At 56.8% G+C, this 502-nt stretch carries 1 pseudogene; it reads left to right on the forward strand.

The annotated features are described in order from the left end of the window. Positions 1–502: pseudogene (locus tag AC570I_RS00205) on the forward strand (hypothetical protein); the annotation flags it as partial.

A 502-nucleotide genomic window follows, 5' to 3' on the forward strand; every position in this document is an offset into this window, starting at 1 on the left:
GGTGCAACTGGTGCTACAGGTGCAGTTGGTGCAAACGGAGCAACTGGTGCCACAGGTGCTCAGGGTATTCAAGGTATAGCAGGTGCAACTGGTGCTACAGGTGCAGTTGGTGCAAACGGAGCAACTGGTGCCACAGGTGCTCAGGGTATTCAAGGTATCGCTGGCGCTAATGGCGCTACAGGTGCTACTGGAGCAACAGGCGCAGTTGGTGCAAACGGGGCGACTGGGGCTACAGGTGCCCAGGGTATTCAAGGTATTGCTGGTATGCAAGGTGTTGCTGGCGCTAATGGCGCTACAGGTGCAACTGGTGCTACAGGCGCAGTTGGTGCAAACGGGGCGACTGGGGCTACAGGTGCCCAGGGTATTCAAGGTATTGCTGGTGTAACAGGAGCGACTGGTGCAAATGGAGCGACTGGTGCAACAGGTGCTCAGGGTATTCAAGGCATTGCTGGTGCAAACGGTTCGACCGGAGCAACGGGTGCTAATGGATCGACAGGTGCTA

The sequence above is a fragment of the Pedobacter sp. A2324 genome (genome assembly GCF_059693705.1).